Annotated in this window: 22 protein-coding genes; 12 read left to right on the top strand and 10 right to left on the bottom strand. The window is 42.5% G+C overall.

Features of this window, described 5'->3' with window-relative positions; genetic code table 11:
* Positions 1-6: 6 nt before the first annotated feature.
* Positions 7-423 carry a helix-turn-helix domain-containing protein gene (locus tag C5Z25_RS03755; RefSeq protein WP_105451400.1) on the bottom strand — a complete coding sequence of 139 codons (417 nt, stop codon included), beginning with the start codon at positions 421-423 and terminating at the stop codon, positions 7-9.
* A gap of 18 nt (positions 424-441) precedes the next feature.
* Positions 442-2,244, bottom strand: a complete 1,803-nt coding sequence (locus tag C5Z25_RS03750; RefSeq protein WP_105451399.1) for a M3 family oligoendopeptidase — start codon at positions 2,242-2,244, stop codon at positions 442-444.
* 102 nt (positions 2,245-2,346) lie between these two features.
* On the opposite strand from C5Z25_RS03750, the gene C5Z25_RS03745 reads away from it, so the two are divergent.
* The 6 genes from C5Z25_RS03745 (at position 2,347) to C5Z25_RS03720 (ending at position 7,159) form a co-directional block, all read left to right on the top strand.
* Positions 2,347-3,270 (top strand): alpha/beta hydrolase, encoded by a 924-nt coding sequence (locus C5Z25_RS03745; RefSeq protein ID WP_105451398.1) that lies wholly within the window; start codon positions 2,347-2,349, stop codon positions 3,268-3,270.
* A 255-nt stretch (positions 3,271-3,525) separates the two neighbouring features.
* Positions 3,526-4,380, top strand: a complete 855-nt coding sequence (locus tag C5Z25_RS03740; protein ID WP_105451397.1) for a GRP family sugar transporter — start codon at positions 3,526-3,528, stop codon at positions 4,378-4,380.
* 16 nt (positions 4,381-4,396) lie between these two features.
* Positions 4,397-5,182 carry a glucose-1-dehydrogenase gene (locus tag C5Z25_RS03735; protein WP_105451396.1) on the top strand — a complete coding sequence of 262 codons (786 nt, stop codon included), beginning with the start codon at positions 4,397-4,399 and terminating at the stop codon, positions 5,180-5,182.
* A 142-nt stretch (positions 5,183-5,324) separates the two neighbouring features.
* Positions 5,325-5,699 (top strand): GntR family transcriptional regulator, encoded by a 375-nt coding sequence (locus tag C5Z25_RS03730; RefSeq protein ID WP_105448906.1) that lies wholly within the window; start codon positions 5,325-5,327, stop codon positions 5,697-5,699.
* The gene (locus C5Z25_RS03725) at positions 5,692-6,402 is read left to right on the top strand and encodes an ATP-binding cassette domain-containing protein (protein ID WP_105451395.1); all 711 of its coding nucleotides are present in this window, start codon (positions 5,692-5,694) and stop codon (positions 6,400-6,402) included. The genes C5Z25_RS03730 and C5Z25_RS03725 overlap by 8 nt, the downstream gene beginning before the upstream one ends.
* Positions 6,395-7,159, top strand: a complete 765-nt coding sequence (locus tag C5Z25_RS03720) for an ABC transporter permease (RefSeq protein WP_105448904.1) — start codon at positions 6,395-6,397, stop codon at positions 7,157-7,159. The genes C5Z25_RS03725 and C5Z25_RS03720 overlap by 8 nt, the downstream gene beginning before the upstream one ends.
* A 136-nt stretch (positions 7,160-7,295) precedes the next feature.
* On the opposite strand, the gene C5Z25_RS03715 is transcribed toward C5Z25_RS03720, so the two are convergent.
* Positions 7,296-7,850, bottom strand: coding sequence for a cysteine hydrolase family protein (locus tag C5Z25_RS03715; protein ID WP_105451394.1), 555 nt, complete (start codon positions 7,848-7,850; stop codon positions 7,296-7,298).
* Positions 7,851-7,920: 70 nt separating this feature from the next.
* Positions 7,921-9,924 (bottom strand): cation:proton antiporter, encoded by a 2,004-nt coding sequence (locus C5Z25_RS03710; protein WP_105451393.1) that lies wholly within the window; start codon positions 9,922-9,924, stop codon positions 7,921-7,923.
* Between the two features lie 214 nt (positions 9,925-10,138).
* On the opposite strand from C5Z25_RS03710, the gene C5Z25_RS03705 reads away from it, so the two are divergent.
* The 3 genes from C5Z25_RS03705 to C5Z25_RS03695 all read left to right on the top strand — a co-directional run bounded on the left by C5Z25_RS03705 (position 10,139) and on the right by C5Z25_RS03695 (position 12,996).
* Positions 10,139-11,161, top strand: coding sequence for a Gfo/Idh/MocA family oxidoreductase (locus tag C5Z25_RS03705; RefSeq protein ID WP_105451392.1), 1,023 nt, complete (start codon positions 10,139-10,141; stop codon positions 11,159-11,161).
* An 11-nt stretch (positions 11,162-11,172) separates the two neighbouring features.
* On the top strand, positions 11,173-12,150 hold the full coding sequence (locus tag C5Z25_RS03700; RefSeq protein WP_105451391.1) for a Gfo/Idh/MocA family protein: 978 nt from the start codon (positions 11,173-11,175) through the stop codon (positions 12,148-12,150).
* A gap of 198 nt (positions 12,151-12,348) precedes the next feature.
* On the top strand, positions 12,349-12,996 hold the full coding sequence (locus C5Z25_RS03695; RefSeq protein WP_105451390.1) for a FusB/FusC family EF-G-binding protein: 648 nt from the start codon (positions 12,349-12,351) through the stop codon (positions 12,994-12,996).
* A 73-nt stretch (positions 12,997-13,069) separates the two neighbouring features.
* Here C5Z25_RS03695 and C5Z25_RS03690 read toward each other — a convergent pair whose 3' ends face one another.
* On the bottom strand, positions 13,070-13,927 hold the full coding sequence (locus C5Z25_RS03690) for a MurR/RpiR family transcriptional regulator (protein ID WP_105451389.1): 858 nt from the start codon (positions 13,925-13,927) through the stop codon (positions 13,070-13,072).
* Positions 13,928-14,122: 195 nt separating this feature from the next.
* Between C5Z25_RS03690 and C5Z25_RS03685 the strand changes: the two genes are divergently transcribed.
* Both C5Z25_RS03685 and C5Z25_RS03680 read left to right on the top strand, forming a co-directional pair.
* Complete coding sequence (locus C5Z25_RS03685) at positions 14,123-15,061, top strand: LacI family DNA-binding transcriptional regulator (RefSeq protein WP_105451388.1); 939 nt, start codon at positions 14,123-14,125, stop codon at positions 15,059-15,061.
* A gap of 17 nt (positions 15,062-15,078) precedes the next feature.
* Complete coding sequence (locus tag C5Z25_RS03680) at positions 15,079-15,849, top strand: HAD family hydrolase (RefSeq protein WP_105451387.1); 771 nt, start codon at positions 15,079-15,081, stop codon at positions 15,847-15,849.
* 125 nt (positions 15,850-15,974) lie between these two features.
* Here the strand turns inward: C5Z25_RS03680 and C5Z25_RS03675 are convergent, their stop codons facing one another.
* From C5Z25_RS03675 to C5Z25_RS03655, 5 genes are read right to left on the bottom strand one after another with little or no spacing between them, the layout of a single operon-like run.
* Complete coding sequence (locus tag C5Z25_RS03675) at positions 15,975-16,439, bottom strand: hypothetical protein (protein WP_105451386.1); 465 nt, start codon at positions 16,437-16,439, stop codon at positions 15,975-15,977.
* Positions 16,436-17,086: an ATP-binding cassette domain-containing protein gene (locus tag C5Z25_RS03670; protein ID WP_105451385.1), complete on the bottom strand. Its 651-nt coding sequence runs from the start codon at positions 17,084-17,086 to the stop codon at positions 16,436-16,438. The genes C5Z25_RS03675 and C5Z25_RS03670 overlap by 4 nt, the downstream gene beginning before the upstream one ends.
* A 24-nt stretch (positions 17,087-17,110) precedes the next feature.
* Positions 17,111-17,752: a hypothetical protein gene (locus tag C5Z25_RS03665; protein ID WP_105451384.1), complete on the bottom strand. Its 642-nt coding sequence runs from the start codon at positions 17,750-17,752 to the stop codon at positions 17,111-17,113.
* Complete coding sequence (locus tag C5Z25_RS03660) at positions 17,749-18,462, bottom strand: hypothetical protein (protein WP_105451383.1); 714 nt, start codon at positions 18,460-18,462, stop codon at positions 17,749-17,751. Before C5Z25_RS03660 ends, C5Z25_RS03665 begins: the two co-directional genes overlap by 4 nt.
* Positions 18,449-19,246: a hypothetical protein gene (locus C5Z25_RS03655; RefSeq protein WP_105451382.1), complete on the bottom strand. Its 798-nt coding sequence runs from the start codon at positions 19,244-19,246 to the stop codon at positions 18,449-18,451. The genes C5Z25_RS03660 and C5Z25_RS03655 overlap by 14 nt, the downstream gene beginning before the upstream one ends.
* Positions 19,247-19,667: 421 nt before the next feature.
* Here C5Z25_RS03655 and C5Z25_RS03650 point away from each other — a divergent pair, with 421 nt between their 5' ends.
* Complete coding sequence (locus C5Z25_RS03650; RefSeq protein ID WP_105451381.1) at positions 19,668-20,909, top strand: MFS transporter; 1,242 nt, start codon at positions 19,668-19,670, stop codon at positions 20,907-20,909.
* Positions 20,910-21,049 lie beyond the last annotated feature (140 nt).

Genomic DNA, 21,049 nt, shown 5'->3' with positions numbered 1-21,049 from the left:
GTACTCCTAATTGTCAAAGTGTAAATCAAGTTCTTCTTGACCAGCGGCATCGGGCGTTAACCGTTGTTGGCGACCATGTAGATAGCCATTCATCAATTGAAATAATTCGTAGCGATCTTCGCTGGAAAGATGTTCTTGATTAAAGGTGAGCGGCTTGCCAGATAAGAAAATCCGGCCCAAATCATATTCTTCTTGGTCAGCCCGTCCCGATAAATAATCGGTTGTGACGTTGAAAAATTCAGCTAGTTTACGGACTTCTAAATAAGAAGGGGTCCGTAAGTTGCGTTCCCAATTTCCAATTTGGGCCGCGGTGTTTTGGCGATTAGTTAAATCAGCATCAGCTAAGTTATTTAAGGCTGTGGCAAGTTCACCGAGGGTCATTTTTTGACCACGACGTAAAGCTCTTAAGCGTTCTGGAAACATGTTGTCACTTCCATTTCGTTATAGTAGGGGTTCCGAAAGCGTCATAAATTCATCAATATCTTGTTTGATTAAAGCGACGCCGGCTTGCCAGAAATCTGGCTTAGTGAGATCAACATCGAGGTGTTTTTTGGCTAAAGCTTCCGTCGACATGGCCGCAGTATCGCGCAAAAGTGCGATATAGCGGTCTTCGAAGTGGTCACTCGTTTGGGCTTGCGCATAAATCCCCAGACTGAATAGATAGCCAAAAGTATACGGAAAATTATAAAAGGGCACATCTGCAATGTAGAAATGCAATTTACTAGCCCAAAAAGTAGGATGGTAAGTTGTTAAGGCCTGACCGTAAGCTTCTTTTTGAGCGGCTAGCATTAAGCTGGATAGTTCATCAGGCGTCACAATATGCTGTTGCCGGGCCTGATAGAAGCTGGTCTCGAATAAATAACGAGCCCGAATATCTAAGAACATGGCTAACGGATTTTGCATTTTGGCATCCAATAGATTCAGCTTGGTTTTGGGATCCGTGGCTGCTTTGACACTGGCATCCGCAACAATTAGTTCCGCAAAAGTTGAAGCAGTCTCGGCCACATTCATGGCATAGTCTTGCCGCCAAAGGGGTAAGTCCTTGATGACGTCAGCATGAAAGGCATGGCCCAGTTCGTGGGCTAAGGTGGCGGTATCATTGGGTGACCCAGTGAAAGTCATAAAAATTCGCGATTCTTGGGTTTCAGGCAGGTTATCCATGTAACCACCGGGCCGTTTATTCGGGCGATTTTCGGCTTCAATCCAGCGATTTTCAAAGGCATGCTGGGCTAATTTAGCCATTTTAGGACTGAACTTTTGAAAGTTGGCGGTGACAAAAGCTGCCGCCTGATCGTAAGTTTGACTGTTGGTAGCGTGCCCCAGCGTTAAGGGTGCTTCGACGTCTTGCCAATCAAGTTGGGTTTTACCCATGAGGGCAATTTTGCGATTTAAATAATTTAGTAATAATGATTGGTTGTCAGCGACCACCTGATACATGGTGTCCAAGGTTGCACGACTCATCCGATTAAGCGCTAATGGTTTACGCAAAAAATCGGTAGTCCCATGCGCTTGGTAGTTCTGTAAGCGAAAGCCGGCCAGATGATTGAGTGTATCTGCAAAGGGCGCTGCTTGTGATTGCCAAGCTTGTTCCCAGCTAGCCATTAATGCCGTGCGTTGCGCATTTGGCATGGCGGCGGCTAATTTGTTTTGAGCTTGACCGGCTGATAACGTCTGCTGCTGACCGTGTTCGTCGGTATACTTGATTTTAAGCTGGCTCACTAAGGTGTCGTAATGATCACTCCAACCCTGAAAGCCGTCAATGGCAAGATTATTAATCAAAGCCTCAGTTCGGTCGTCCAGTAAAGCCAAGCCTTGTTGGCGAAATTCTGTTAAATTAAAGGCTAATGGTTGTAATTCTGGCTGGGCCAATAGTTGATTAAAGGTCGTCGTCGATAGTTGTACTAACCGCTTTTTGAATTGCGTCATTAAATTTTCGAATTGATTATCTAATTGATACAGTTGGTTAAGCCGCGTGCCCGCCTTAGTATCACTAGCATCCGCCGACTGGATTGCCACAACGAAGACTTGGCTTTGCGCGATGCCAGCTTGAATGGTTTGCAAGTCACTGACTAATTGTTGAAACCAATCATAAGCGGGGGTATCAGCGTCGATTCGCCAGTTCGTTAAAGCCGTTTGTGTCGTTGGGAGTTGCTGTTTAATGGTGGCTAACTTAGTGGTTAAAGCTGGTGAATCAATGCCACCGGGAAAAATCCGATCGAGGTCCCAAGTTTTTGAATAGTGCATCACATACCCTCCAAATATAGTCTAGTTATCTTTAATTATAAACGTTATGATGGTGGTAGTGGCGAAAATTCACCCAATATTTAAGTAAGGTTGGCGGAATGGATGAAAAAGTGGTTAATTACAGTCGGGGTCATCGTTGTTTTGTTAGCGGGGGCTTTGATTGGAGCGGGAACGTACTTCTATCAAGTCGCGATTGCGCGGGGCGATAAAGCGTTTGTGACCCAGAGTACGAAACTATCAAAAAAGAGTGCGGTGTATCGTGAAAAAAAGTGGTATTTAACTGCTAAGAAGCAAACTTGGACGATGACGTCTAAGGATCACTTAAAATTGGTTGCTTGGTATTTACCGAAGAATCAGTCAAAGAAAACGGTTGTGTTAGCCCATGGTTTTGCCGGTAATAAAGCTTTGATGGGCGCTTGGGCTGGCATGTATCATGAACTTGGGTATAACGTGTTGATCCCGGACTCTCGGGCAGCCGGTGCTAGCCAAGGGCAAGCGGTCGGTTATGGCTGGCTGGAACGTAAAGACGATTTGCAGTGGGCGCAGGCTGTGGTTAAGCGAACTGCAACCACCCAAATTGTAATGAGTGGGATTAGTATGGGTGCTGCAGGGATGACCATGGCGAGTGGCGAAGCTCAGATTCCTGAAATTAAGGCCTATGTGGTGGACAGCCCATTTACAAGTGCCAAAGCAATTATTAGTTATCAAGCCGGGCAGTTGTATCATTTACCTGCCTTTCCGTTAGTCGATGTGACGAGTGCGATTACAAAACTACGTGCGGGGTATACATTTGGTGAGGCGGATGCGGTTAAACAAATCAAAAAAAATCGGTTACCCATCATGATTATTAGTGGCACTAAAGATGATTTTGTCCCGACTAAAATGGGAAAAACGTTGTATCAACAAGCTCACCACCCTAAAAAGTTATGGTTGGTCAAAGGGGCCGGTCATACGACGGCGATTACGCAAGATTATGCGGCGTATAAGCAGCAAGTTGCTACCTTTTTAGCACAATATGTGCAGTAAAGGTGATTGTGGCACTGTCGTTGAGGGTGAAAAGTAAGCCTAGTTTGTTTACTGGTATCAGTTAAAATTAATTGGTAGTTATTTACGGCCTAGTCCACGTTTATTAGGGACTAGGCATTTTTTGTGTGGAGATTCAACTAATTACGGTTGTAAAAATGTAAGTGGTTTTAGCTGTTGTTTGAGTAGTCGCATCGGTTATATTTAACTTGTGCAAAAGGTATTGCATGAAAAAAAGATGGAAGGAAGCCAAGTTAAATGAAATTAATCCTAACTTTGGTTCCCGCAATCGCCTGGGGAGCCTTACCATTGGCAGTTTCACGGATTAAAAGTAATCCGCGTAATCAAATCTTTGGGACTGCGGTGGGAGCCTTGTTAGTTGGCCTATTGACTGTGCTGGTGATTCGGCCGGCAGTCACCACGACTGATTTTATGTTAGGAATGGTTGCTGGTGCTTTCTGGGTCCTAGGCCAAGTTGGTCAATATAATGCCTATCAAGCAATCGGGGTCGCCCGGACAATGCCACTTTCAACGGGGCTGCAATTAATTGGGACGACTTTGATTGGCGTTATTATTTTTGGTGAATGGCATAGTGCAGCTGCTAAGTTACTGGGATTCATTGGTATTTTGTTACTCGTGCTCGGAATTGTATTAACGTCGGTGCATCAGCCGACGCAAACAACGGGGCGTAGCCATCAAGCTTTGGTGACCTTGGTGTTCACGACAATTGGGTATTGGGTGTACAGTGCCATTCCCAAGGTTGCCAGCACATCTGGGATTGCGTTATTTTTACCAGAAGCCGTGGGCATGGTCTTGGCTGTGCTGATTTATTTGCTAGTGACACATGATTTTAGAGTGATTAAGGAACCAGCTAGTTGGCAAACGATGATTGCTGGGGTGTTTTTCTCAATTGGGGCGATTGCTTATATCTATTCAGTTAGCCTAAATGGGGTAAATATTGCCTTTGTTGTTTCACAATTGTCTGTGGTTATTTCGACACTCGGTGGGTTATTGTTTTTACATGAGGCTCGCCATGGTCGGGCCTTAGTGCTAACGTTGTTAGGTTTAGGCTTGATTGTGGTTGGTGCGGTACTAACGACCGTAATCAAATAAATGGAGGGATGCTAAGATGTATCAAGATTTAAAAGGTAAGGTTGCCGTCGTTACAGGTGGTTCCAAAGGAATCGGGAATGCGATTGCAGAACGGTTTGGTGCTGAAAAGATGAATGTGGTCATTAATTATCATCGTGATCGGGCTGGCGCCGAAACTGCCGCTGCCGCTGTGGTTAAAAGTGGCGGTCAAGCTGAAATTGTCCAAGCCGATATCAGTACGGAAGCCGGCGCTGAAAAGTTGTGTCAAACGGCACTGGATCATTTTGGCAAACTCGATATTTGGGTGAATAATGCCGGGATGGAAATTAAGGCGGCAACCCATGAATTATCCTTAGCGGATTGGAATAAAGTGACCGCAGTTGACCAAACGGGGGTCTTTTTGGGCGCACGAATGGCGTTGAAGTATTTCAAAGCTAATCATGTTAAGGGGACTATTATTAATATGTCTTCGGTTCATGAACAGATTCCGTGGCCGACCTTTGCTAGTTACGCAGCGGCTAAGGGCAGCGTTAAGCTATTTACGAAAACAATTGCGATGGAATATGCGAAAGATGGGATTCGCGTGAACGCCATTGGTCCGGGCGCCATTAATACACCGATTAATGCGAAAAAGTTTGCGGATCAAGCGCAATATGACCAAACAGTTTCGATGGTGCCAATGAATCGGATTGGCACTCCCGCCGAAGTCGCCGCTGGGGCAGCTTGGTTAGCATCATCGGAGTCGAGCTATGTGACTGGAACAACGCTATTTATTGATGGTGGGATGACGCTATATCCTGCTTTCAAGGATGGTCAAGGTTAGATTTAGATTAAAGGACACCTTAAAATGATCCGCTTGTAATGGTTTAACCCTACAAGCGGATCATTTTAGTGTCAACTTGTGGTTTAAAAATAGTTGTGTTATAGTGTTCTAGACAAATAGAACACTAGGGAGGCGTTACAAAGTGCAATTTGACGACAAGATCCCAATTTATAAACAGATTAAAACGCATATTTACCATGAAATAATGATGAATCAACTAAAACCAGGTGACCAGTTACCGGCAGTACGGCAGTTAGCTGTGGATTTGACGGTTAATGTGAACACGGTGCAACGGGCTTTGAGTGAGATGATTGCGGAGGGTACCTTGACGTCGCAACGGGGAAAAGGTAACTTTGTTACGACGGATACCGCACGAATTGCTCAATTAAAAGAGCAGTTAGTCATGGCCCAGTTGGCGACTGTTTATGAACAACTCCATGCGCTAAATTTAGATGATTCAGAAATTATGGCTAGTTTACAACGGTATATTGAGCAGAGAGGGGCACAACATGAGTAATGTATTAGCAGTTAAAGATTTAAATTATCGTCATAATCGTAAAACAATTCTATCAACGGTTAACTTAACGATTCAGGCCGGCAAAATCGTCGGTTTATTAGGTGAGAACGGTGCCGGCAAAACGACATTGATGCGGTTAATCACGGGTAGCGCTAAAGGCAGTGGCACGATTACCGTCAGTGATGAAACCGATGAGTCGAAGCGGAAGAGTCATTTGAGTTTTTCTGAACAACTCCATGGTTTTTCCAGTGCTGTTAAAGTTGATCGGGTCGTTAGTTATTACGAGACGGTTTATCCAGATTTTGACCAAGCTCGTTACCAAGAAATTGCCGGGTTCCTTGAAATTGACGGCACTAAGAAATTAAGTGCCTTGTCAAAAGGGATGAAAGAAAAAGTCGTGATTGCCTTAACGCTGGCCCGACAAGTTGACTTGTATTTACTTGATGAACCTTTCAGCGGGATTGATAGTATGAGTCGTAAACGCATCATTAGCAGTATTCTAAAGTGGAAACCTGCCACGGCGACGATTCTAATTAGTGATCATTATGTCGCAGAGATTGCCGCTATTTTAGATGAAGTTGTGATTGTGAAGGATCAAGGGATTGCGGTGCATAAGCGTGCGGACGAAATTCGTAACGATGCGGGCATGGATATTGAGACTTACTATGAAAGCTTATATGAAGGAGGCGTCAGTGATGACTAGTTTTTGGGCGATTTTTAAAGAAATGAGTCGGACTAAATTCCGAGGCATGAATCAATTACTGTTACTAGAACTGGCCGCCACTGCGGTCTCAGCAATTTGGATTGCGATTAAAGGTAACTTTACGAGTGCGACTTTATTTTATTCGGTTGCCGGTTGGTCGGTATTACCTTATTTCATTGCATTCGTGATGTTGTCAGTTAGTAATGAACGGGCGTTTCGACAAGATACGTTCCGCTTAGTGCCAATCAGTAATCTTAAGTTTTACGCGGTTAATATTTTATCGACGCTAGCTAATTTTATCTACCTTTTACTAGCGCAAGTCGTTTTAAGCGTTGTAACGGCGTTAATTGGCTGGTCACATTTATCAACGTATTATGATACGCTCTTAGTTTATCAAAGTGCAGCTAATCTACTTTGGTATGGCTTGGGGACGCTGGTCACGGTGCTGGTATTGTACTTGTTAGCTTGGAGTACGATTAGTTTAGTTCATCTGATTACGAGTGCTGCTAGCAACTTCTTGCCAAGTGCACGGCAACGGTTAGTGAATGTGATTGTGTACATCGTGGTCATCTTCCTAACATTCCGCATTGTCAGTTTCGTGATGCATCAAGTTGCGACCGTGTCACAGACGTTGTTAGGCTCAAGTGGTAGTAGTCAGTGGTTGGTGGGACTATTAGTGATGGTCATTATTATCGCACTAGAAACGGCCGCTAACATTTTCTTATTACACAAATGGGTTGAAACGGCCGCTAATTAAGCAATGATAGTGTTCAACCGGATAATTAAATGACGTAGTAGCAACTTGATTGATGAGTTGCTACTACGTCATTTTTTTGGTATCAAAATAGGTATTTTTTTGAAGCTATTTAATTTGATTGAGCTAACTTGTGAGTTTAAACAAGCGTCGCACCTAAGCTATTTTTAAAATGGTCCAAGGCCCAAGCGTGACCGGTGGGATTAAAGCTAGCAACGCCAGCCTGATGAATCACTAATTGGTACCCGAGGTTATAGGCATCAATCGCAGTATGCAAGATACAAATGTCGGTACAGACGCCCACTAAATGAAGGGTATCTACATGACGTTCTCGTAACCGTAAATCAAGGTCGGTACCCGCAAAAGCGCTGTAGCGAGTTTTGTCGAACAACCAAACTTGGTCTTCTTGTTGATGCTTGGCATACCAAGTCTTCAAAGGCCCATATAACTCGCGCCCCCAAGTTCCACGGACATTATGGGGTGGAAATAGCTTACTTTCTGGATGATAAGGGTCATTCGGCGTATGCACATCGGTAGGTAACAGAATCCAATCGCCCTGCGCAGCCATCTGATCAGCTAGGGCAACAATCGTTGGCGCTAAGGCCTGTCCCGGTTGTCCACAGGTTAAGGCACCATTGTCTGCGACAAAGTCATTCGTATAATCAATGATTAGTAATGCTTGTTTCGTTGCCATAAAAAGCCTCCTTAAACTAACTTGGTTCCAGTATGTCGAGTGGGGCGATGACTGGCAACTGATTGCAAAGTTAATCGGTATTGACGGATTGAAGATAGACTAATTGATCGGTCGAAATTTGTTCATATAATTCATTACTTAACGCCTTAGAATATTTTTTAGCGGCCGTTTGTGCTTGAATAAAGTTATATTCTTGTTGAAAGGCTTCAATTAATAACTCATTTTGGACTGCACGGAAATCACGTTGACCAGAAAAACGGCGATGGCGTTCATCATAAGCCCGCCGGACTAGTTCGGTTTCTTGGCGATTGTCAGCGGTGAGTTGGTCATCGAGATAAGCGATAATGGCGGTATAAGGTTGCTTTTCCACCGCCCGCATTTGTGCCCAAAATTCTTGTCCTTGAGCGATGACTTGTTCACGGGTCAGGTGGGCTCTTTTGATCTGACGGAAGTATTGCCGGCGCCGACGAGCCCCTTTACCAAAGGATAGCTTTTTTATGAACAAGAATTTGATAAAGATTAGCACTCGCCGACCGGCACTTTGCTGATATTGTAAGCGGGTCTGCGCCGCTACCCGAATGTAGCGTTCGGCAGTCTCAACGTCCGTATCGCCATTAGCAACCATCGTTTCAATTGTTTGGCGTTCAAGCATAAAGACTTTATCGAAGAGGGCAGCTAGCTTTGCACGATTCGGACGACCATCAACGGCCCGTTGGCCTTCTAAAGTCATGGTGACTTGACTGGCATTCGGTGTATCACCGTAGCGAGATTGAATCATGTGAATTGCATCCGCCACCATTTCTGACTTGGCATTTGCAAGTTCGGCGGCCGTAATCTTGGTTTTCTTTTGCGGCAAGATTAAGGGCAATAAGAGCGTCGGCACTAGTAAACTGGTTAGAATGACCACGGCTGCAATAAAGATAATATCGTTACGATAGGTGAAAGCGTGATTGCCTAAGGTTAATGGCAACGAGAAAGCCATGGCTAATGTAATCGTCCCATGCACGCCACTCAGGGCTAAGACGAGACTATTGATGTTTTTGCCATGGGTATCCCACGCCCGAATCTTAGCGAAGTCGAGCCGGGTCCATAAGAAGCGAATCAGAGTCATGACAACATAGAGGACGAGACCAATACCGACCAGAATCGTGACCGAGCGGGTATCACGTTGTTGCAGATGGACGATTACTTCAGGCAGTGAGACCCCTAATAAGACAAAGACAATCCCGTTTAAAATACTGGCGACAATCGACCAAGTCGTGGACATGACAATTTGTAATCGCGAGGTGGTGAGGCGCAAGTGTTCTTGCTGGACCCCGTGCATTAAGCCGGTGGTAACGACAGCTAGAATCCCTGAAACCCCAACCGCTTCGGCTAATAAATAAACGATGAATGGAGTGAGTAAGGTATAAGGGACAATGACCGACGGGGTATCAACATGAATACGGATGAGCATTAGGCGGCCAGCCACAATGATGTAGCCTAGGACTAACCCGACGATAATTCCGCCGACAAAGACGTAGAGAAAGTTACCGATACCGTGCCAGATTGAAAATTCTCCGGTGACTAAGGCTGCAATGGCTAAGTTGAAGGCCACAATTCCGGAGGCATCATTGAATAAGGATTCATTTTCCAGGGTATCCATAACTTCACCGGGGACGGAAACCTTCGTCGTGATTGACGAAACGGCGACCGCATCGGTTGGCGTGATAATGGCCCCTAGCGCAAAAGCCAAAGCTAATGAAAATGCTGGGACGAGTAAGTGGGTCACGACCCCCACGACTAAGATGGTGATGATGGCTAAGACGACCGCTAATGAGAGTGTCGTCCCTAGTCGATGGGTCAACTTGCGAATACTTGTATTCTGACCGTCATTGAACATGAGAACGGAAATGATGACCAATAAGAAGAGTTCTGGTTCCAATTCAAAATGTCGATATAATGGAATAAACGACAAAATGAGCCCGGCAGCAATTTGTAAAAAAGCTACGGGAATATGATTAAAGCGTGCATAGACCGCGTTGGCTGCGACGACAGCCGCGACTAATAAGAGCACTAAGAAGACAGTTTGCACCTGGTGTTCCCCCTTAAGTTAGTTAATTGGCTTAATTTTAACGCAAGTTAACTCATGATTGAAAGTAAGTCCCAATGGATTGAACCTAACGTTTAAACTGGCGCAGTTAAAGGCATGAACTTTGAACATGGTGACCAGTTTAAGTGAAAACGCTTGGATACCCGGCATAACCCGGTATAATGAAAGCATCAAATCAACTTGGAGGTACTTAGTCATGTTAACAATTGCGTATATCGGTAATGGGAAGAGTACGAATCGCTATCACTTACCCTTTGCTTTGAAACTCGATCAGCAAATTAAAGTAAAAACAATCTATTCACGGTCTGGTCATTCAGACTGGGCCCCAATTGCCGGCATTCATTATACCACGGACCTCAACGATATTTACGGTGACCCTGAAATTCAATTAGTTGTGGTCGCCACGCCGAGTCAGTCGCATTATTCGATGGCGAAAGATGTCTTAATGCACGGTAAAAATGCGTTAGTTGAAAAGCCTTTTACAGAAACGTCGGCAGAAGCACGAGCGTTGTTTGCACTAGCAAAACAAAAGAACTTACTGATTCAATGTTATCAAAATCGTCGCTATGATTCCGATTTTTTGACCGTCCAAAAGGTGATTGAAAGTGGTCGTTTAGGGGACTTGCTAGAAGTTGAAATGCATTTTGATTATTTTCGACCAGAAGTACCGGCTAGTGTTACGCACTTTTCCATTGGGACGAGCTATTTATACGGGCATGCTTGTCATACCTTAGATCAAGTCATTTCCTATTTTGGTCGTCCGGATAAAGTTCATTATGATGTACGGCAATTGCTTGGAACCGACCGGATGAATGATTATTTTGATTTAGATCTGTATTATGGCACTTTAAAAGTTTCCGTTAAATCCAGTTATTTCCGGATTAAGCCGCGGCCAAGTTTCGTGGTGTATGGGAAGCAAGGCATGTTCTTAAAAGCAGGTAAAGACCGGCAAGAAACGGATTTAAAACATTTTTATTTACCAGATCATCCGGACTTTGGGTTGGACCAACCAGCTGATTATGGCACGTTAACGTATATGGACGATGCGGCTCAGTATCATGAAGAAAAAGTAGTCTCAGCGGTGGGCGATTATAGTCGGGTCTATGCTGGCCTGTACGAGGCCATTATTGATGGGCAACCTAAGACGGTTAAAGATGAAGAAACTATTTTACAGATTGAATTATTAGAAGGTGGCATTCAAGCCATGCAAAACGCATAGGAGGTGGCAACATGCACTTAGGATTAATTGGAACCGGTATGATTGTTCAAGATATGTTAACCATGGTCGGCGACTTGCCAGCGATTAAGTTGGAAGGTATCTTGAGTACGCCACACAGTGTAGACCGAGCGCAAAAGTTACAAGGCACTTATGGCATTAAACACGTGTATACGGATTATGATGAGTTATTAGCCAATCCGGCAATTGATACCGTCTATGTGGCCTTACCCAACGTATTGCATTATCAATTCACGAAACAGGCATTGCAACAAGGAAAAAATGTCATCTGTGAGAAGCCGTTTACTTTGGCCGCTAGTCAATTAGATGAGTTAGTAGCGTTAGCGCAATCACGGGATTTAGTGTTAGTTGAGGCCATTACGAATCAGTATTTAGCCAACTATCAAGGCATTAAGGCTAACTTAGCTAAGCTTGGTGATTTAAAAGTGATCGAATGTAATTATTCTCAGTATTCATCACGATATGATCGGTTTAAAGCGGGCATCGTTTTACCAGCATTTGATCCTAAAATGGGTGGTGGGGCGTTGATGGATTTGAATATTTACAATATTCACTTTGTCGTCGGCTTATTAGGAGCGCCTACTGCGGTTAAGTATCTGGCTAATCTCGACCGCGGCATTGATACTTCGGGCATGCTAATCTTAACTTATCCAACGACCAAGGTTGTTTGCATCGGTGCTAAGGATTGTACGGCGCCAATCCAGTCAACAATTCAGGGGACTGATGGTTCTATTGTCGTGGCTGGTCCCACTAATACGGTGGCGAGTTACACGACGACGTTACGTGAGACCGCTGCGACGACCGTCAATCAAAATCAACACGCCCATCGGATGTTCGCTGAGTTTGCTGAGTTTGATCGGATGATTACGACCCATGATATGCCGCGCGTGCGACAACAGTTGGCGCATTCGCAACAAGTCATGGCGGTGGTAGACCAGGCTTTGGCTTCTGCGCAATTAACTTTAGGGTAAGCCAGTGGTTCAGTGAATTGCCAAGTCGTGGAAATTTTTATATACTATTACTTATCGCCACCAAGCAGGTGAGTGATAAGGAGATGATCAACGATGATGGCATCGTTATTGGTACGGAAAAGTGCTGCTAGTTAGCGACATTTTTCTGCAAAACCTTTCAGAGAAGTGTCTGGTTTGAATCTGAAAGGAAACCAACTTATGAGACCGACAATCACCACTTACGAGTATAGTTATATTACCCAGCAAATCAATCACTTAGTGAGCACCTATCTGGCCGTTAATGATTGGCAAATTAGAGCCACTGTCCGAGCGATGACGGTGGAACGAGTTGCCGCCATTCTGCCTAGTGGGGATCCTATCACGCAAGCTTTTTTGACACAATTGGCACCCGATCGGCTTTCACGAGCCACGGCGACGCAGATGTTAACCCAATTGATTCCGTTAGTCGTCCCGTTTCCGCAGCTGTCAGCGAAACAATTAACAAAGCTATTTCGCAAAGTGAAGAAGCTCAAACAGCCTACTTGGGCCGACTTGAATTTGCATGAGTTGACCTATCTAGGCTGGAACGATGGTGGCAATCAAAAGAAATATTTGGTAATGCCAGATAGTGACCGCTTAATTGGAATTCAGGGGTCATTAGCGCCGACGACTGTTAAAGGCGTTTGTGCGATTTGTCAGACGATTGGCAACGTGGCTGTATTCATGGCAACGACTAAGCGTTCTGGTTTGGGAACTTATACGCGTAAGGGTAACTATATCTGTCGGGATAGTGCTCAGTGTAATCGGCAATTAACCGATCCACAAGCACTGACCGCCTTTTTAGCGGTGGTACGACCACAACGTTAACTGATAACTTAAATTAAAACGACCACTGGTAACGTCATTACGACGATTACTAGTGGTCATTTTTGGGTTGGTCTTATTTGGTGGTTAAAGGGCCGGCTTGCATGAGTCCTTGAGCCTGCTGCAACCGGGTTAGATGTTGATGGAAATTTTGCGCATACATCTTTGCAAATAAGGTATCCAATAGATACTCAAAGGCCGCTTGGGAGGCAAAAGTCCCTACTTTAGCAAAATCAGTTTCATTTTGGGCGGTAATTAAATGATGGGTTGTTAATGGAATCAGGGGGGAATGCTGATTACCAGTTAAGACAACACTTGGAATCTGTTGGGCCTGGAAGTAACGGGCAAATTGGCACTGTGTTTTAATGGTGCCCGCATAAGAAATGAAAAAGGCCCAATCATGAGTCGTCAGGTTGGCGGCATTCCAGGCTTCATCGTGGTATTCATCGGCGATGATGGCAAATTTATTAATTTTCACTAGCTTATTTTGAAAACTACGGGCGCGTAATTGGGAATCACCCTCGGCAAATAGAAAGATTCGCTCCGCCGTATTTAATTGTTGTGCAAGGGTTGTTAGGGTCGTCACATCAATCTGCGCTAAAGTAGATTGGATAGCGGTAATCGTCAAGGTCGCCATCTTTTGGGCAATTGCTTTGGTGGAATCGGTAGCATCAAACGGGAAGTTCGCGTCGACCGGGGCGTGAGTTTGGGCCGCTGCTGCTGTGGTTAAGGCGCGTTGAAAGTCCCGAAAACCACGGTATCCCAGCTTTTGTGCTAGGCGAATAATAGCTGAATGTGATGTATAGGTGGCGGTGGCTAGGTCTTTAATGAACCCAGTCGTCACCGTCGTTAAATTTTGAAGAATATAATCGGCAATGCGTTTTTCGGTTGTGGTAAAGTCGGCCTGCTTAGTGAGTGCCGTTAGAATTAACATAGAAGCCACCTCTTAAATCCTAGTTTACCATGAGTTCAGGCCGGTGACGACCAACTTACGCCTTGACCTGGGACCGGTTTCATAAATTAGGCTAGACCTACTGACTAATTTTAAGGTCAGTGAGCGCCGTTAAGAATTAATCGTGCATTGAAAGCGGTTAAACGGTAAAATGGAACTGATAGGAGTTGAAGACCGATGACAAATATTCATGATATTGCGCGCCTTTCCGGATATTCCGTTTCAACGGTCTCACGTGTTATTAATCATCAAAAATATGTTGCCGATGACAAACGTGCCAAGGTTGAAGCCATTATGCAACAACTGGATTACGCGCCGAATCGAGTAGCTCGAGATTTAAGTAGTGGCCGAACGAAGACGATTGGGGTGGTGTTGCCTTATGCGAACCATCCATATTTTGCGCGGATTATTGATGGCATTGTCAGGGCGGCTTTTGCGGCTGGTTATAAGATTACGTTACTGCCGACAAATTATGATCGGACGGTTGAACAAGCTTACTTAGATCAGTTACGCAGTAAAGCGTATGATGCGTTAATTTTTACATCACGAAGTAGCTCACTGGCAGTATTGACGCAGTATCGCAAGTACGGTCAGATTGTCTGTTGCGAAGACCCCGGTGATGAAGAACCACTGGCAGCGGCTTATACGGACCGCATGGCTTCTTATGTGCGCGCCTTGACTTGGGCCCAAACGACTGGTTATCAGAAAATGGGTGTTGTGCTTAGTCGTAGTAGTGAAATTAGTGCGAGTACCCGGGTGACCCGGCGTGCCTATGAACAAGTTTATGGGCCTTTGTTAGCCCGTAATTTATTTGTCGGGGCCGTGACTTATGACGATGGTTACCGTGCCGGGGCATACTTTGCAAAGCTGACGCCAACGGTCGATGCCATTTTCGCTAACGGGGATGATATTGGGGCGGGAGTCCATCAGTATTTTGTCGACCAGGGGTTACCACCGATACCGGTGATTGGACAAGAAAACCTGTTATCAAGTCGATTATTAAAATTTTCAACAATTGATCATCATTTAGAAGCCTTGGGACAAGCGGCGTTCCAATTGGCGATTAGTACCACTACGCAACATGAGTTAATAAAATCAGAATTTATTAGACGGTAGGCTGGAGGCCTGGAGAAATGGTAGCGAGATTAGCAGTTTTTGATATTGATGATACGTTGTTGGCTCGGAATAAAAAATTATTACCTAGTACCATTAAGAGTATTGAAAAATTAAAGCAACAAAACATTAACGTGGCAATTGCTACGGGTCGGAACTTAGCGATGGCTAAAAAGGTGATTTCAGCGCTAGATTTAAGAGATTTCGTCTTGTGCAATGGGTCCGCAGCATTTGCGAACCATCAACAAGTCCATCAGCAGACTCTATCAACAGCGAATATGGCAACTTTAGTAAAAGCGGCGGATGAACAGCATGTGGACATTGTCTTCGAATCTTTGGATGGCTTGCATGCCCATACGCATCCGTCAGCGGCGACGCAAGCGGTCTTATCAACGTTTCATGCGCCTGAAATGACTTATGATCCGGATTATTATTTAACGCATGATACTTATCAAGCCATGATGTTTTATGACCATGCGATGCATCAACGGTTACCACATGCCACTGAATTCTCATTCGTGCGTTTTCACGAGTTCGGCGTGGATGTTATTCCAAAAGTGGGTTCTAAGGCAGCAGGGATTGCGAAGTTGGCGGCGGCTTTAAATGTAGCACCGGCGGATGTCGTTGCTTTTGGCGATAATCAAAATGATCGTGAAATGTTGAAGCACGCTGGCATCGGCATTGCAATGGGCAATGCGACGCCTGAGATTAAAGCTTATGCAGATTTAACGACAACGGATTGTGATCACGATGGGATTGCAAATGGTTTGAAGTCGATTGGGTGGATTTAAATCGTTGTCAAAGCAGTATCTAGATGGCACTCGTCTAGATACTTTTTTTGTTGTTGCGAGGTAAGGAAAATAAAAAAGCGTTTGGTTTTTATCCCAAGCGCTGCAAAAATAGTTAGATTTAAAAGTTAGTTCAAAGTCTTGAATACTAGTTTTCGATAGTGGCCTTTAGCGGGATTAGTCACGATAACCAGATTAGGTTGAACCTGTGGATCAACTTGAGTATTGACTTTGATGACATTAGTTCCCTGACTTAAGCTAGTTGATGGCGTGCCATTAATTGTTAAATCATCTGTCAAAAATTGATTTGGTTGGATAGCCGTTCCTTCCATAAGGTACCAATGGTCTAAAGTGAAGGGCATTTTTTTAGTTGCTGTGACGGTTAATTTTGCATAATAGTGATTTTTTTTACGATACTGGCTAAAGCTTTTAAGTGTTACATTAGGTGTTAATTGATTAGCTACTGGTGAAACGTGGACAGTGTTAATTGAAAAATTGTGATAGCGTTGATCAACGTTAGCTTTGTGTACAATTAATAAAGCCACAATAGCGATTATTGGCAGTAATAAAAGCGATAGTTTTTTACCTCTCATGAAATGGCTTCCTCCCGCGTAATACAACCTTCGTTGAGAAAATAAATATAATCAGACACTGAACGCAGGAAGCTCGCATCATGACTAGAAACTAAGATTGTCTTCCCTTTTTGACGTAGGTCTCGGATTAAGGCTTGTAAAAAATGTTGACCATCCTCATCTAAAGCATTAGTAGGTTCATCCAAAATAATGATTGCTTGATTGCCAATCAGCGCTGTTGCAATTGATAGTCGCTGTTGCATGCCCAATGAATAAGCTGAAACTTTACGATTGTCGGTCGGGTCTAAACCAACGTATTTTAGTAATACTGGAATTTCGTTAACTGGATACTTAGCTAGGATACAAAGCAGTTCTAAATTAGCAGGACCGCTTTTGCTGGGTAAGACGCCATACTCGGCCATTGAGAAGCCGATGTTATTTGCAAAGAGGGTGTCCTTGCGAATAATAGCGCCATTGACTAATACCGTACCGGTAGTTGGTCGGATAAAGCCCAGAATTGTTTTAAAGGTCATTGATTTTCCAGAACCATTAGGACCGCTAAAACCATAAACGCCGGGATGTTTAATTTCTAAATTGATATTTTTTAAGGCAAAATTGTGTTTATATTTTTTTGAAACTTGGGTTAATTTAATTAATGGTAAGGTCATAATGAGCACTCCTTAAATAACTAGTTAATTGAAATCAATTTTTTTTAATAAGGTTGGTAACATTAAGATTAGCCCAATGATTGGCAATAAGGCACTTAAATACCAGCCTAATTGGTTGGCTGAAAAATGAATGAACATTAGTGGCGCCAGAATTGGGATGTAAATACTACCGGTGGTGACTAGTAAAGCAACAATAAAGATAATCAAGCTGTAGATACTGCCAATCAAAATTGATAGCATACTATAAAATAAAGTGAGTACATTTAGCGTAATTAATAGGTAAAGGCAAAAAACAAAATTAAAAGGTGTAGGGGCGATTAATACCCAACTAAGTACGAGCCCCGAAGTTAACCCAACAAGTTGTAAAACGAGACTACTAAGATAGAGGGTTAGCTTGGTCGTACTGACAAGAAGATAGTCAGTCTTAACAACTTGTTCACTGTAATTACCTACTATTAATAGTGGTGATAAGACTAGGAAAAACCAATTGATTGGGATGGCAGGGGTGGTAATCGAGATGACAGCGCCAGTTAGTGCATTGGTGATGGAGCCGGTTCTAAAGATTATCAGACCATCAATTAGTATAATTATGAGGCCTCTAACATGACCATTTTGCCACATGAGTTGATTATTTCTTTGTAAGATTAAACGTAAGGTAGCAATCATAGTCGTAACCCCCGCGATAATAAAGGCTGACTGTATTTTGTCAGTATAATGAAATATAGTGCAGCTAGACTTAAGTCTTTGAGCGCTATGATCAAATCAAAGGTATCAACCGACATCGTTAAGCCATTGCCAATAATTAAGGACACATTGAAGTGTGTGAATAAGCTGGCATCTAAATACAGCAATAATAGAAATAAAAGATAGGCGATTATTTTTTTAAAGAAAATCAACAGCAACATTAGGATATAACTGCTAAGTAAGAAGCAAACGAAGTGTAAGCTTAAAAAGCCCAGTCCTAAAAGAACATTGGTGAATGAAAACAATGCGAATTGATGATAAATCAGCCCAAAAGCAGTGGTGCCAAGCAAAAGACAACCCATGTATATTAATAATACTTTTATGATTTGGGTAAGACAAAAGGATTTCAGTGTGTTATTGAGGGTAAGCCAATATAGTTCTATTGGCGTTGCTTTTTGCAAGGCCAAGACGATTAAGGCACTCGTTATTGGCAAGAGATAGACTGTCTGATTGTGAAAGCTTTGAATGGTCATGACAAGTAAGGGTATTAAGTCTAAGTGCGCTGGTGCCATGGCACTAGTGGTGTTAACCAGTAGTGCAAAAGTAAATATACTTAAGATGAGCATGAAAAATACAACCAGCAATTTATTTTGAAAGGTCGTGCGTTTTCTAAGGTAACTAAACATAAGCATGTTTGCGCACTCCCCAAATGAAAAATAATAGCATAATTATTAGGCTTATCAAATAAACCAATAGATAGGTTAAAAGTGAAGGAACATAGCCAAAACCAACGCCAGCAACTAGTAGAATCGGTGAAAATATCTTTTGCGGAAAAATTGTTGCTGATATTGTTAGGAGTAAGGTGATTAAAAAGCCAGCGGTTAGATTAGCAAATTGGTTGTTAATGAAGAAAGCTAAAGTAGCTGAAAACAATGCAAAACCACCGCCCAATAAGGCAGGTAATAGCAAATATAGTAGGACTAAATGTGCTGGATTAGTATAGTATTCAGAAGCTAAAAAAGTAGATTGTGGTAAAATTGCGGCATTAGCATTTAGAATTAAATCAGGTTTAAGCGTTGGAAATAAGCTCCAAGCAAAGAAAAGATTGACTAGCAGTGGGATTAAGACAGTCAATAAACCACTGAAAAAGCTAATCGGAAAGGTGTAGCAAAAATACTTGATGATGCCTTGTTTACTAATTTGTTGCCAGAAGAAACCGCTCTTGATATCATCACTTACGATCTGACTAGCGCTTAAGGCACTGATAATTGGAATGACCCAGAAGAAAGCAATGGTCCAGCTACTACTGTCAAAGCTGATCCAGCGGTTATAAGTTGAAAACCAAAAGTTATTACCATCAAGTTGTGATAGTAATGGTAACATAGTCGCGATAACGTGGATTAGCGCAATTAGTAGACCAATCCATAAGCCGATAAAGTATTTAGGAACTAAACTTCTTTTTATTGTGAAAGCCATGATTTCCCCCATAGTGTCATCATTAATGACTTTATTTATACTTCCCCATATTTACATATAATAATTAAATTAAGGTGTGTGTAGGCAAACTTGTCCTGAACTAGTATTAATCGTTCCTAAAATGACAAAAGCGAGTTAAATAATGTATGACAAAAAAGATGAGGCCAGTAAGTCTATTAATTGCTAGCTTCATCTTTTTTGTACAGATTCACTTGGTAAGTGCATGTCTGTCCAACTATGCTAATGCTGAAGTAAATTTGTAGGTTTTAAAATTTGAGGCAAATAAAGTAAGAAACTCGCATTGACTTGCCAACCATAAGATATGTAGAGCGATTTTTAGCGAAAAAATCTAATTAACAATACCATTATGTAAAAATTTGTTTGCAGGCACATTTTAAAATGATAAAATGGTGGCATACTGATGAGAGAAGGTGGTGTGTTGGACAAAAAAAGGATTCTTATTTCAACAACCTTTTTCTCCGATTTTTCGAATGCTGCTATTATATATGTTTTTACACTTTCGATGAAAGGTGAAAAAGCAATTTGGTTTAGCTTGCTTTGGGGAATGTATTATTTTGGTAGCTTTTTATCGCATCTGTTAATGGGGTTATTTATAGATCGCATTATTCCAAAAAAGGCGATGTTTTTTTCTGAAATTATACGTTTGATTTTAGTTGGTGTTACTCTCATCTTGCTGGTTGGAAACGCAATGTCAGGAGTAATCTATGTTGCTATTATGACTCTTATAGGGCTAGCAGAACCAATCTTTCATCCAGCCGAGATTCGATTAATTTATCATTATTTTTCCAAAAGTGAACTTACTAAAGTGAATTCAGTACTTGAGCTTTCAGATCAACTAATGTCTGTCATTGCACCAATTGTTTTATTGTTTCTTTCGTATTCGTTATTTCACGTCTATGCTTATGGTTTGATTATAGTTGTATTGCTGATTTCACTAGTGTTTATCAGTCTTTTACCAGACTATGGTAAAGGGCGATTAGGTTCGTCAAGGTCAGGCATTAAAGCCAAGTGCGATGAAATGTTAAGTGGTTATCAATATATCTTAAAGAATAATCAGCTGTTAGTTGCAAGTGTGACTTTGTTAATTACGAATTTGGCGTTCGGGATAGTTAGTCCGCTATTGTTGCCTTTAATACAGCAAGGATTCAGTATGAATATCACTACAATTTATACAGCCGTTAGCGCATTTGAATCAGTCGGGTTACTAGTTAGTGCTTATTTATTTCTGAGACTAAAGAAAATGATTTTGTTAGAAAAGAAAATGGAAGTGGTTAGCTATATCAGTACTGGCATTATTGGTCTATGTTTGCTTCTCATTGGTAGTTCATATCATAATGTCTATCTGATTGCTGCATCGTACTTTTCTCTCGGCCTAGTTACTGCAATATTTAATATTTTAAATAATTTAAACTTTCAATTTGCTGCTAATGATAAGGTTGTCGGCAAGGTTTATGCTTTTAAGGGCCTTATTACAGTATTAGGATTTGTGCTCGGGACGATTATAGGTGGCCTGTTATCAGAAAAATTGGCGATTAATGATGTATTTAGAAGTACAGGTTTAATGTTGTTAGTGCCCATAGTGCTCTTTTTTACGGCAAGTGGGTTTGAAAAATGGCATACAAAAATTAATACTGAAAAGTGAAAAATTATGAACCAGTTAGAACGTGAGGCGAAAAAACTAAATGGAAGAAAACCATTTGGCTGGGAAGTAGTATTGACGACTTATTTGACTGAGGGGTTCTATTTCAATTGTAAATTTGGCCTATAAAAAACGCCCTTCTA

This window comes from Lactobacillus sp. CBA3605, from assembly GCF_002970915.1.
Classification (GTDB): domain Bacteria; phylum Bacillota; class Bacilli; order Lactobacillales; family Lactobacillaceae; genus Lactiplantibacillus.
Note: the sequence above shows the minus strand (reverse complement) of the source record. Positions and strands in the feature narration are given on the sequence as shown.

What these genes read in the sequence shown, in the direction of transcription:
- C5Z25_RS03755 (WP_105451400.1), bottom strand. Translation starts at nt 423, where the DNA reads ATGTTTCCAGAACGCTTAAGAGCTTTACGTCGTGGTCAAAAAATGACC.
- C5Z25_RS03750 (WP_105451399.1), bottom strand. Translation starts at nt 2,244, where the DNA reads ATGCACTATTCAAAAACTTGGGACCTCGATCGGATTTTTCCCGGTGGC.
- C5Z25_RS03745 (WP_105451398.1), top strand. Translation starts at nt 2,347, where the DNA reads ATGAAAAAGTGGTTAATTACAGTCGGGGTCATCGTTGTTTTGTTAGCG.
- C5Z25_RS03740 (WP_105451397.1), top strand. Translation starts at nt 3,526, where the DNA reads ATGAAATTAATCCTAACTTTGGTTCCCGCAATCGCCTGGGGAGCCTTA.
- C5Z25_RS03735 (WP_105451396.1), top strand. Translation starts at nt 4,397, where the DNA reads ATGTATCAAGATTTAAAAGGTAAGGTTGCCGTCGTTACAGGTGGTTCC.
- C5Z25_RS03725 (WP_105451395.1), top strand. Translation starts at nt 5,692, where the DNA reads ATGAGTAATGTATTAGCAGTTAAAGATTTAAATTATCGTCATAATCGT.
- C5Z25_RS03720 (WP_105448904.1), top strand. Translation starts at nt 6,395, where the DNA reads ATGACTAGTTTTTGGGCGATTTTTAAAGAAATGAGTCGGACTAAATTC.
- C5Z25_RS03715 (WP_105451394.1), bottom strand. Translation starts at nt 7,850, where the DNA reads ATGGCAACGAAACAAGCATTACTAATCATTGATTATACGAATGACTTT.
- C5Z25_RS03705 (WP_105451392.1), top strand. Translation starts at nt 10,139, where the DNA reads ATGTTAACAATTGCGTATATCGGTAATGGGAAGAGTACGAATCGCTAT.
- C5Z25_RS03700 (WP_105451391.1), top strand. Translation starts at nt 11,173, where the DNA reads ATGCACTTAGGATTAATTGGAACCGGTATGATTGTTCAAGATATGTTA.
- C5Z25_RS03695 (WP_105451390.1), top strand. Translation starts at nt 12,349, where the DNA reads ATGAGACCGACAATCACCACTTACGAGTATAGTTATATTACCCAGCAA.
- C5Z25_RS03690 (WP_105451389.1), bottom strand. Translation starts at nt 13,927, where the DNA reads ATGTTAATTCTAACGGCACTCACTAAGCAGGCCGACTTTACCACAACC.
- C5Z25_RS03685 (WP_105451388.1), top strand. Translation starts at nt 14,123, where the DNA reads ATGACAAATATTCATGATATTGCGCGCCTTTCCGGATATTCCGTTTCA.
- C5Z25_RS03680 (WP_105451387.1), top strand. Translation starts at nt 15,079, where the DNA reads ATGGTAGCGAGATTAGCAGTTTTTGATATTGATGATACGTTGTTGGCT.
- C5Z25_RS03675 (WP_105451386.1), bottom strand. Translation starts at nt 16,439, where the DNA reads ATGAGAGGTAAAAAACTATCGCTTTTATTACTGCCAATAATCGCTATT.
- C5Z25_RS03670 (WP_105451385.1), bottom strand. Translation starts at nt 17,086, where the DNA reads ATGACCTTACCATTAATTAAATTAACCCAAGTTTCAAAAAAATATAAA.
- C5Z25_RS03665 (WP_105451384.1), bottom strand. Translation starts at nt 17,752, where the DNA reads ATGATTGCTACCTTACGTTTAATCTTACAAAGAAATAATCAACTCATG.
- C5Z25_RS03660 (WP_105451383.1), bottom strand. Translation starts at nt 18,462, where the DNA reads ATGCTTATGTTTAGTTACCTTAGAAAACGCACGACCTTTCAAAATAAA.
- C5Z25_RS03655 (WP_105451382.1), bottom strand. Translation starts at nt 19,246, where the DNA reads ATGGCTTTCACAATAAAAAGAAGTTTAGTTCCTAAATACTTTATCGGC.
- C5Z25_RS03650 (WP_105451381.1), top strand. Translation starts at nt 19,668, where the DNA reads ATGAGAGAAGGTGGTGTGTTGGACAAAAAAAGGATTCTTATTTCAACA.